Here is a 10904-nt window from a genome sequence, read left to right on the forward strand (position 1 = left end):
CAGAGATTGATCAGTATGATAAAGGTCGCCATACCACCACAGGACGGGAAATGTTTTTACTACCCAATGGTGCCATCGTTATTGATACCCCGGGTATGCGGGAGTTGGGTATTGCCCATGCTGATATGGAAAAAACTTTTGCAGATATCGAGGATCTGGCAAATCACTGTAAATTCAGAGATTGCTCTCACACCAATGAACCCGGTTGTGCTGTACAAAAAGCAATTTCTGAGGGTAACCTTGAGAGCCGACGATTACAAAACTATTTTAAATTAAAGCGAGAAACAGATTATGAAGGTCTTTCTTCAAAAGAAATCGAAGAAAAAAAGCTGAATGAAATGTTTCGTGAAGTTGGTGGCATGAAAAAAGCGAAACATCACATCAAAAGCTTAAAGAAAAGTGGACGACATTAAGATGTTTCAAATTGAAAAGATTGCTTATATGAATTACAAAACTTAATTGTTATATCATGCAAAACTAATTTGAAATTCATCTTTATGTTTTTTGTAAGTAAATATACACGAAAGAGCATCCGTATTTGCGGATGCTCTTGCTAAATGAAAATATTATTCGAGAAAAGAGGCTTATCATGAACATCTTGGTCAGCGCTTGCCTGATTGGGCAAAATTGTAAATACAACGGAGATAATAACTATAATCAAAATGTTTTAGATTTTATAGAGGGTCATCATGTGATATCCATCTGTCCGGAGCTACTTGGGGGACTGGGCTGTCCCAGAGATAGCGTGGAGAAAGTTGATGGCATTTTTATGACCAAAAATGGAAAGGACGTGACCAATGAATTTTTAAAAGGTGTTGCTGCTTCCATGGAGCAAATACAAGAAAAAGAAATAGAATTGGCAATTTTGCAATCAAGAAGTCCAACCTGTGGTGTAAATCAGATTTACGACGGAACCTTTCAAGGTAAGCTAATAAAAGGAGAAGGCCTTTTTGTAAAAACCTTGAGGGAAGCAGGCATAACCGTAAAGGATTGTGAAGACATTCATCTATAAAACACAAAAAGGCAGGAATCCCCCCACCTTCTGATATGAACCTTATTAAGAAACGTACAAAGGGTGTCGGCAAAACCGACACCCTAAAGAGAAAAACTCATCTTTCCTCTTTATTTCTTTGCCTCATCCAAGCTCTTTGCTACTGCCTCTAAAATTGCCTGTGCCGAATATGCGTTTTTCTCAGAAACTTGAATGGTCAAGGATTGGGTCTTGACAACCTCTTTGCAAACCTCATCCGCCGCCGATTGCAAAAGAGGATAGAATACCATTGTGCTTTCAGAAACCTCGGATAATGCAACGTCTGCAATTTTCCCATCATCAACAGTAACGGAAACCATTGCATTTTCACTACCCAAGGCTACCTGCGTATGGTATACCCCATCCCGATATGTACCTGAATCATTATTCCCCAAGCTTAAGAAAAACCAAATCAGCCCAACCAAAATAACGACGCCCAACACAGCAAACACTACCGTCTTGATGAGCTCCTTTAACTTTACTACCACAAATTTCGTGCCGCCCACCTTACTCCCTCCTAGAATACATTTCCTTAATCTTACCATATGTTTGTCACTTCCCCTTTATTCCCCTGTACAAGTTTGCCTTGAAAAAAAGCTAACAGTTGGGTATCATGTTAAGAAAAAGGAGGATACCCTAATGGCATTGCGCTTTATCATCGGCACCGCCGGTACAGGAAAAACCCATCTTTGCATGGATGAAATTATTAAAAAGCAAAAATCTGGCGTTGGTCGGGAAATTTATATTGTGCCTGAACAATTTACCTCTCAGGCAGAGCGTGATTTGATTGCCCACAGCCCTCAAAATGCCATTCTTTTGGCCGAAGTACTAAGCTTTGGTCGCTTAGCCCACCAAACCTTTTCAAAAAATGGACTAGGACAAAAGGTTCCTCTGGGAGACATCGGAAAATCCATGGCTTTACAGAAGGTTCTATTGGATGAAAAAGAAAATCTCTCCTTTTTCCGCAATGTAATGAATAAAACCGGTTTTATCGATCAGCTTAGTCTAACAATTTCTGAATTTTTTCAATATTACATCGAGCCTAGCCAGCTTCTGGAGAAAGCTCATGGAAACCAGCTCACTCAAGGTGTGACAGAGAAGCTTTCAGACTTGGCAAAAATTTATGATGCCTATATCAATTTCACAAAAAAGGAGTATATCTCAGGGGATGAAACACTTTCCCTTTTGGCAGCACAGCTTTCTGTAGCAAAACCTTTTCAAGAAACAGAAGTATGGCTTGATGGTTTTTACGGCTTTACCCCTCAAGAATATGCTGTAATTGAAAATTTATTAAAGCTTTCCACTCAAGTGACCATTACGCTACCAATGGATGAAAAAAGTTTTTTTTCTTCTTTTTTACCTCCATCAGCACCGTTTTACGAACCATACACCACAAAAAACAAATTGGTACGGGTTGCTGAAGAGAATGGTATTCCTTTGGAATCGCCGGTTTTTCTTTCCGAAAACCTCAGAGCAAAGACAGAGGCATTAAAATCCTTAGAAAAGTACTATTTTCAAGGTTATCATAAAAAATGTAGTCTGGCAGACAGCATCACTATTACCGCTTGCCCAACCAAGCAAGAGGAAATTGCATTTGCAGCGGGGAAAATCGTCCGCCTTGTGCGTGAACAAGGTCTGCGCTATAAAGAAATTGCCATTGTAACCAATGCTATGGGTGCTTACGAGAAAAGCCTACGGAGCATCTTGCGTGAATATGGCATTCCCTGCTTTATAGACAGTCGAAGGGAAATTACTTCCCATCCATTGATTACTATGGTGACAGCGCTGTTGGATTTGTTCATTTACGATTTCAAATATGAAAATGTGTTTTCCTATTTGAAATCCGGCCTAATTCCTTTTTCCTACGAAGAGCAGGATGCCTTAGAAAATTATGTTCTTGCCTATGGAATTAAGGGCTATAAGTGGCAAAAAGAGTACTGGGAATATGGTTTAAAAAAAGAAGGCGAAGAGACAATCAAATATATGAACCTTTTACGGAAACGATTTTTGGAACCTTTCCAGCCGTTTTTGCAAATAAAAAGAAAAGCACAACTTCCCCTAAAGGAATTTATTTCCCTTGTGTTTCAGCATTTAGATGCCCTTCACGTTGCCGAGACCCTTTTGACATGGACGGAAGAATCCATAAAAAACGGAAACCCATCTAAGGCGGAGGAGCATCGACAGATATGGCAGCTTCTTCTACAAGTGCTGGATAAAGCAACGGAAATTTTGGGTGAAGAGACGATGACCATTGGAGAAGCTGCAAAAATACTTTCTGCCGGCCTTCAAAAGTGTACTATGGGCGTTATCCCCCCCACCGCCGATTGTCTTGTGGTTGGAGATATTGAGCGTTCCCGCCTTCCGGAAATCAAATACCTTTTTGTCCTTGGCGTAAATGAAGGCGTCCTGCCTTCTCCTTCTCAACCCCAAGGAATTTTTACCGAAGGGGAGCGTCAGCTTTTAACAGAAACAGGAATGGAATTGGCAAGCGGCGGAAAGCAAAAAGCCTTTGAGGAACAGTTTTTAATTTATCGTGGGCTTACTCGCCCTTCCCACGGCTTGTTTTTAACCTTTGCAAACGGCAACACGGAGGGAAAAGCCCTTTTACCCTCAACCCTCATTGATCGCCTTTGCCGAATGGACAGCGCACTACAGATTGAATCTTATTCTTTGTTCCAACTGGAAGAAATGGTTCCTTCCTCTGTTTTTCATCTGCTAGGTGAAAAAATGCGCAGCCACAAAAAAAGTGCACCAATGGAGCCTCTTTGGCAGGATATTTATAATTTTTTTGCTACTGAGCCAATATGGGAAAAACGGTTGTCCTTACTGCGCAAAGGTTTTATCACCACAAAAAAGCAAGAACGTCTTTCTGTAAAAACAATCAAACTCTTATACGGAGAAAAAATATTCTCCAGTGTATCCCGTTTAGAACGCTTTGCCGCCTGTCCCTTTTCCTACTTTGCTGAATATGGACTTAAAGCAACAGAACGGAAGCTTTATCAACTGCACACCCCCGATTTAGGATTGTTGTTCCACGAGGTATTGGAGCTATTCTCCAATAAAATCCAAGCAGAAAATATTCCTTTGGATTCTTTGTCTCAGGAAAAAACGGAAGAAATGATTCATGCAGCCGTTGACCTTGCCGCACCAAAATTAGGCGAAGCAGTTTTAATGGACTCTGCGGCAAACCAATATCTCATCCGAAGGCTGAAACGTATTTCTGCCCGTGCCGCTTGGACCTTGGTTCGACATTTGAAAAGCGGAGATTTTGTACCCGCCGGTTATGAAATCGGCTTTGGCAATCACGAAGTACTCCCTCCCATTGTCATCCAATTAGCCGAGGGAAAAGAATTGGTGCTTTCGGGAAAAATTGATCGTGTGGATCTTTTAGATGCCCACGGAAAGCGTTATGCTAAAATTATTGACTACAAATCTGGCTCCAAAGCCTTTAACTTTCAAGATATCTATTACGGCTTGCAGCTTCAGTTGCTTGTTTATTTAGATGCTTATTTAAAACATCATGAACAAACGGAAACACCCTTGAAACCAGGCGGTGTATTTTATTTTAGAATTACAGATCCCAACCTGTCGCTTAATCAAGAAATGAGTGCTGAGGAAATCGAAGAAGCCTTATATCAAAAAATGCAAATGTCAGGTTTGATTTTAGAGGATGAGTCGGTAATTCAAGGCCTTGACCATGTTTTTTTGGAGGATACCAAAGGGAAAAGCTCTGCCATCGTCCCCGTTGGATATACAAAAAAAGGAGATCCCTCTTCCACCGCTTATCTAGCTGATGAAGAACAATACAAAAAGCTCCTTTCCTTCGTTGTCAATCAAGGGGCAGCGCTGGGAAATTCCATACAAAGTGGTGTCATAGCCCCTTCGCCCTATCGAAAGAATGATCAAACCCCTTGTACATATTGCCGTTTCAAATCTATTTGCCGGAACGACTATGAAGACGAGCCCAAGTGGCGTAATTTAAAGAAAGTAGCAAAAAAGGATTTTTGGGATATGATTGAAGAATGAAGGGATAATCGATAGTTCCTTCATTCTTCCCTATAAACAAACCAAAAAAGGCTGATTCTAGAGATAATAAATCTCTAAATCAGCCTTTTACTCCTTTTGTTTAATCCTTTTGGGAATCGACAGTTCCCTCGTATTTTTGAGGTTAATTTGTATTAATTATACACAGAATAGTATCCCAATCAATCTCAATTCTCAATACCCTCAAATTGCATGTTGTAATAGCGAGCATATACTCCGTTCTTTTTCAAAAGCTCCTGGTGTTTTCCTCTCTCCGCAATTCCCTCATCTGTCAAAACTACAATTTCATCAGCATTGCGAATGGTGCTGAGTCTATGGGCAATAACGATTGTGGTTCTATTTTTCGAAAGCCTTTCCAAAGACTCCTGAATATACTTTTCACTTTCATTATCAAGGGCAGAGGTAGCCTCATCAAGAATCAGAATTTTGGGATTCTTCAAAAACACCCGGGCTATAGCAATCCTTTGCTTCTGTCCTCCCGAGAGTCTAGTGCCCCGCTCTCCCACATACGTATCATAACCATCAGGAAGAGAGAGAATAAACTCGTGGATATTGGCATTTCTAGCAGCCTCATGGATTTCCTCCTCCGATGCATTCAGTCTGCCATAAGCAATATTATCTCGAATGTTGCCGGAAAAAATGTAAACATCCTGCTGTACAATGCCGATGGCAGAGCGTAGCGATTCCAATGTTAAAGAACGAATGTCTTTTCCATCAATCAGCACTGCCCCATCCGTCACATCATAAAAACGGGGTAATAGGGAACAAAAAGTGGTTTTTCCGCCTCCGGATGGCCCCACCAAAGCCATGGTTTCCCCTGCTTTGATTTGCACACTCATATGATTCAGAACTTTTACAGAGTCATCATAACTAAAGGATACATCTCGATATGCAATATCGCCCTTTACTTCAACCAGCTCTGTTGCTTCAACTGCATCAACAATTTCCGGCTCTGTATCAAGAACCTCTATAAAACGACGAAATCCCGCATAACCTTTCTGAAATTGCTCGGTAAAATTCAGCAAAAGTTCAATGGGATTCATATAAATATTGACATACAAAACATAAAGAGCAAGGTCAGTAGTAACAAGTTCATCCTTTGCAATCAAAATCCCGCCCACCACAATAATAATGGTGTAAAAAAGTCCTTGAAAAAAAGAGTTCCCCGCCATATAACCACCCATGGTGCGGTAACTTCTATTTTTAGATTCTAAAAAAGTCCGGTTACTTTCTTGAAATTTTTCGTTTTCATATCCCTCATTTACGAAAGATTTCACAACGCGGATACCCGAAAGACTGTCCTGCACGCGGGAATTCACCCCTGAAATTTTTAATCTGTTATCCATAAAAACCGCGCGCATTTTTTTGTTTCTAAAGTAGGAAAATAGTATCATGACTATGGTAACGCCAATTAAAATCAACGTAAGCTTCACATTTAATAGAAACAAAATAATAAAAGAACCAGTTATCTTTAGCACTGACATAAAAATATTTTCTGGGCCATGGTGAGCAAGCTCGGATATATCAAAAAGATCGGAAACGATGCGAGACATCATATCCCCTGTGTTATTTTTATCATAATAGGAAAAACTCAGCTTTTGCAAATGAGAGAACAAATCCTGTCGCATATCACTTTCCATTCTGGCACCCATAATATGCCCCCAAGAAGTAATAAAGTACTGGGCAAAATAACGCACCACATACATGCACAGTAATAAAACGCCCACAACGCCAATGGTTTTTATGATGTTCTGGCCTTCGCCTAGAAAAACGCCGCGATTTAAAATATTTAGAATCAACGGAAAAGATAAATCAATGGCTGAAACAATTAGTGCGCAAAATAAATCCATATAAAATAAAAAGCGATATGGCTTATAATATTTTGTAAATTTTTGAAATAGCCTCATAGTATTCTGTATCTCCTTTTTAATTACTCGTAAATCCTACCACTGTGTCCTTAAAGCAATATTATTCTGCATTTCGTTCTAAAAAAATTCTTGTATCCGTTTCATTATAACAATAACGCCAAAATTTTACACTCCTTTTTTAAAATCCTTCTATATGTATCATAAATTACTTTGCAAATTTACGCTTTATATCTTTTATTCTCTTTACCATCATCTGAAGAAACCAACTCCTACGCTATAAATAGGTTTTTTTAGCATAAAACGCCTCACTTGCATTAAAAGTATCGTTGTACTTTTTATTAAAACCCTATATAATAGATGGGAAACTTATTTTGTAATTTTGAATTCAGAAAGGAGATCTTCTTTTGTCAAATCTTGCATCAGAGGAACAAATTAAAACACTTTCGGCGGAATATATTTATCAGCAAGCAATAGGTAGCCTGTTGCTACTTTTAATAAGCGCCATGGAAGAAGAGGAACAGCGCATGGCCCCACTTCCTTACGAAATTCCCCAAGATATTGCTGACATCAGGAAGGAAATTCGTGGCTATCTTTTAAACTTAGAAGACATATTAGATGGTATTACCGATGGGCGTATTGCAGTTTTAGAAAACTGTATTTCTCTTAAAAAACGCCTTCTTTCCATCTATGAAACGGTATATAGTTATTTTTCTCAATGGAACATTATTTCCACAACCATTAATGATCAAATTGCTCTGAGAAAATATATTGAGGACAAGGTTACTGAAAAGCAAGTGGAATGGTCTTTGTTTTTTGCAGATTGTCATGCTTTCATGGAAAGTGCAGATCAAACTTTGGCTCAAAAAAGCTACATGAGTCAGTTATTAAAATGTATTCCCCTTTTCATTACCAGGGACAAGTTTTATTCAGAAGTGAAAGAGTGCCTAAACGCCGCTTTTACTGAGGAAAGCAAAGAATTTATTGCGATGTCCTTAAAAACCTTTGAGGGCTTTTGTTGCCCCGAAACAAATCCTCTCTACGGGAAATATTTCCCAGAAATCGCTGAAGCTTTAGGTACTAAACGCATGCTTTTGCCACATAAAATGGAAGATGTTGCCCTGGGCGAAGCTTATGGTGATCTAAATGAATTGTTTGAAGTATTGGAAGAAGTAGAAGAATATTTCTCTTGTATTCTTCATGATATTAATTCCTGCATTCTTGTGTTGTATCTAAACTATAGCTTTGCTGAGCTAACTCAAAAAGATGCAGCCTATGCCGATTTATACCACGCTGTGTGCGAATTTGTGGGCGGAGAGTGGAATGCAACGGAAAGAGCTGCTTATTTAGACACATTAAATGAACAGCTAGAAAAAGCTGTAGAACCAGTCATTGATAGAGCAAATGAAATCGGTCGGCAAGAGTATGAACTTCTGGAAAAAATCGGCTCATTTGAAGGTTTTCACGAGGATACAAAGAAAATTCTTATGACCGAAGAGTTTATACGGGAATGCTTCTTTGGTAGTCTTAATGACGAATTATTTCGTTTTGACCTGCCAAGCGACTTGCCTCCAGCTACGCAAGAAGAAAAGAACTGCTTATTTGATGCTTTTATAGAAAATACAAGAAACAGCTTCGACACTCTCCCTGTACAAACAAGGAAAATAGCCATGCAAACTTTGATGGGCGCATTGCCACCTGTTTGCACAGTTCAGGATATTATGCAACGCATCATGGATGCAATAGACAATGTGTCCACCGAAGAGCAACGGGTTTTAATTGTAGATAAGGTAGGTATGGTTTTTGCCGATAACGGCTATCAGTCTATTACTAACCAAGAAGAAGACCATAACCACGAACATGAGCATAAACACGATTGCAACTGTGGGCATGACCATGATCATAAACACGATTGCAACTGCGGACATGACCATGAGCACAAGCATGAATGCAACTGTGGACATGACCATGACCACAAGCATCACTAATAACACATAAGATAAAGGAGGCGGAATATGTTCACATTTAATCACTATAATTTTAATGTCATAGACCTAGAAAAAAGCATGAATTTTTATGAGAAAGCCCTTGGACTAAAAGAGGTTCGAAGATTGGAATCTCCCGATGGCAGCTGGAAACTGGTTTACTTGGGAGATGGAATAACTGATTTCAATTTGGAATTAACTTGGTTAAAAGAAAGAACTGCTCCCTATAGCTTAGGTGAAAATGAATTTCACCTCGCCTTTGAAACAGAAGATTTTGACGCAGCCCATCAAAAGCACAAAGAATTAGGCTGTATCTGCTTCGAAAACCACGAAATGGGAATTTATTTTATCAGTGATCCCGATAACTATTGGATCGAAATCATCCCAAAAGGGTAACTGGCTTCATCGTATCATTATGTAAATCAATAAAAGCAGGAATTATTAGGAAGTTCTTATAATTCCTGCTTTTCTGTGTTGAGCAAATATTTCATGTTAGTATCCATACTATTCTAAAAATCGCATAAGTTTATTTATTTCTTTTGTAGTACGGGAATCTTGCCTTGATTGCTCACCTCGTACCCCAAAGCATCCCCCACATCTCGAATTTTAACATAGTTGGTTCCGTTCTTAAATATTAGATCTACAACAATTTCTTTACCATCTACAATTATCTTTTCTCTTGTTACCACTTCATCATCCTCCTTATCATAGTTTATATAATCCATTAATAGCCAATGGGTAAAGCTATTCTGGCTTAGAGGCACTTCGCGCACACCATATGCTGAACCATCTGCAGCAATATAATGAGGAATATTTCCTACCAGACCAGTATAAATTCCTACATGTCCACTTTTCCATACCAAAGCACCAACTGGTGCTTTTTTTATAGTGCCAATTAGCTCCTTTCGGATTGCTTTTTCAAATAGCTGAGCAGAACTTAAAACAATCCCTGTAGCCCATGAAATCAGCCCCGAGCAGTCCACGCAAACCTTACCAACCTTCTTTTCGTCACTATTCCATACAAGCTTCACGCCGAACTGTCCCTGTAAATAATTAAAATTGGCCTGAGTCATAACTGCCCCCTTCATTCCATATACGTAGGGCGTTCCCAGTTTTGAGCGTGCAAAAGCCACTAACTGTTCACCTGTCATACATCTTCCCCCTTTACAACCTCTCTTATTGCCTTGTTCTGTGTCAACAGCGTTCTCATTTCTTCTAACGCTGCATCTACCCACGCAGAAAACATCTCAAAGGTAACCACCTTGGCTGCTGCAGGAAATCTAGAAATAAATAAATCCCATACATACCTGAGCTTCAGTTGCCCTGTTCCACCACCCAATTCTTTTTCTGCTTCTATGCAGGCATATAGCAACCATTCTTTCATTGTTTTAATTTGCTCCTGTGTTGGTTTTTTTACAAAATTAAATATAAAGACACCAACACAGCATAATCCTGCCACTAACACTACAAGTAAAAACCAGTTTTCAATGAACCAATTCATAATGATCCCCCATTCATAATTTCAGTACAGTCTACCTTTTTCCACTTTTAAATTATCCACGAGCACACCTAGTTCGACATAAAAGTTAATAGTTAATATCAAACCGCAATTCGTATCATCCACCCTAAATATCTGTTTCATTTATGGCAGTTGGCCTCCACTCAAAAGATATCCCACCATCGCCCCTACCGCAACTGTGATGACACGCTCCACGACACTTTCCCAACGCTTTACTGGTTTTTCAGCTAAAATCTTAACATCAGCCTTAATTTCACGCACATCTTCCTTAATATATTCTTGCTCTTTTTGCATCACAGAAAAAGCATTTGTTAGTTGCTCCAGGTTATCCTGACGTTCTTCTAATTTGTCTAGTCTGTCTTTGTTACTTTTGCTTCTTTGATCCACTTCAACTAATTTTTCCGAAACTTCATCCTGATTCATCATTTCACCTCCTAGACTCGCGATAGTACACTCCCTTC

General features: G+C 39.3%; 10 protein-coding genes. 5 read left to right on the forward strand and 5 right to left on the reverse strand.

Annotated features, from left to right (window positions below; genetic code table 11):
* The coding region (gene rsgA, locus RTK36_RS13780) for a GTPase RsgA (protein WP_312047818.1) at positions 1-413 on the forward strand (413 nt) is incomplete at its 5' end.
* 176 nt (positions 414-589) lie between these two features.
* Entirely contained in the window at positions 590-1012 is a 423-nt protein-coding gene (locus tag RTK36_RS13785) for a DUF523 domain-containing protein (RefSeq protein WP_312047819.1), read from the forward strand.
* Positions 1013-1122: 110 nt separating this feature from the next.
* Here RTK36_RS13785 and RTK36_RS13790 read toward each other — a convergent pair whose 3' ends face one another.
* Positions 1123-1536 (reverse strand): FMN-binding protein, encoded by a 414-nt coding sequence (locus RTK36_RS13790; protein WP_312047820.1) that lies wholly within the window; start codon positions 1534-1536, stop codon positions 1123-1125.
* 133 nt (positions 1537-1669) lie between these two features.
* On the opposite strand from RTK36_RS13790, the gene addB reads away from it, so the two are divergent.
* The gene (gene addB / locus RTK36_RS13795) at positions 1670-5056 is read left to right on the forward strand and encodes a helicase-exonuclease AddAB subunit AddB (protein ID WP_312047821.1); all 3387 of its coding nucleotides are present in this window, start codon (positions 1670-1672) and stop codon (positions 5054-5056) included.
* Between the two features lie 185 nt (positions 5057-5241).
* Here the strand turns inward: addB and RTK36_RS13800 are convergent, their stop codons facing one another.
* A complete protein-coding gene (locus RTK36_RS13800; RefSeq protein WP_312047822.1) occupies positions 5242-6981 on the reverse strand; it encodes an ABC transporter ATP-binding protein in 1740 nt (579 codons plus the stop codon).
* 365 nt (positions 6982-7346) lie between these two features.
* Here RTK36_RS13800 and RTK36_RS13805 point away from each other — a divergent pair, with 365 nt between their 5' ends.
* Positions 7347-8927, forward strand: a complete 1581-nt coding sequence (locus RTK36_RS13805) for a hypothetical protein (protein ID WP_312047823.1) — start codon at positions 7347-7349, stop codon at positions 8925-8927.
* Between the two features lie 27 nt (positions 8928-8954).
* Positions 8955-9320: a VOC family protein gene (locus RTK36_RS13810; RefSeq protein WP_312047824.1), complete on the forward strand. Its 366-nt coding sequence runs from the start codon at positions 8955-8957 to the stop codon at positions 9318-9320.
* Positions 9321-9454: 134 nt separating this feature from the next.
* Here RTK36_RS13810 and RTK36_RS13815 read toward each other — a convergent pair whose 3' ends face one another.
* The 3 genes from RTK36_RS13815 to RTK36_RS13825 form a co-directional block, all read right to left on the reverse strand.
* On the reverse strand, positions 9455-10075 hold the full coding sequence (locus RTK36_RS13815) for a hypothetical protein (protein ID WP_312047825.1): 621 nt from the start codon (positions 10073-10075) through the stop codon (positions 9455-9457).
* Positions 10072-10425, reverse strand: coding sequence for a hypothetical protein (locus RTK36_RS13820; protein ID WP_312047826.1), 354 nt, complete (start codon positions 10423-10425; stop codon positions 10072-10074). The genes RTK36_RS13815 and RTK36_RS13820 overlap by 4 nt, the downstream gene beginning before the upstream one ends.
* Before the next feature lie 141 nt (positions 10426-10566).
* Positions 10567-10904, reverse strand: a 338-nt coding sequence (locus RTK36_RS13825) for a hypothetical protein (RefSeq protein ID WP_312047827.1), incomplete at its 5' end; no start/stop codon positions are given.

This window comes from Anaerotignum sp. (assembly GCF_031981185.1).
Taxonomy (GTDB): Bacteria; Bacillota; Clostridia; order Lachnospirales; family Anaerotignaceae; genus Chakrabartyella.

Excerpts from the sequence above, each read along its gene's own strand:
- RTK36_RS13820 (WP_312047826.1), bottom strand. The coding sequence starts at position 10,425 with ATGAATTGGTTCATTGAAAACTGGTTTTTACTTGTAGTGTTAGTGGCA.
- addB (WP_312047821.1), top strand. The coding sequence starts at position 1,670 with ATGGCATTGCGCTTTATCATCGGCACCGCCGGTACAGGAAAAACCCAT.
- RTK36_RS13785 (WP_312047819.1), top strand. The coding sequence starts at position 590 with ATGAACATCTTGGTCAGCGCTTGCCTGATTGGGCAAAATTGTAAATAC.
- RTK36_RS13810 (WP_312047824.1), top strand. The coding sequence starts at position 8,955 with ATGTTCACATTTAATCACTATAATTTTAATGTCATAGACCTAGAAAAA.
- RTK36_RS13815 (WP_312047825.1), bottom strand. The coding sequence starts at position 10,075 with ATGACAGGTGAACAGTTAGTGGCTTTTGCACGCTCAAAACTGGGAACG.
- RTK36_RS13800 (WP_312047822.1), bottom strand. The coding sequence starts at position 6,981 with ATGAGGCTATTTCAAAAATTTACAAAATATTATAAGCCATATCGCTTT.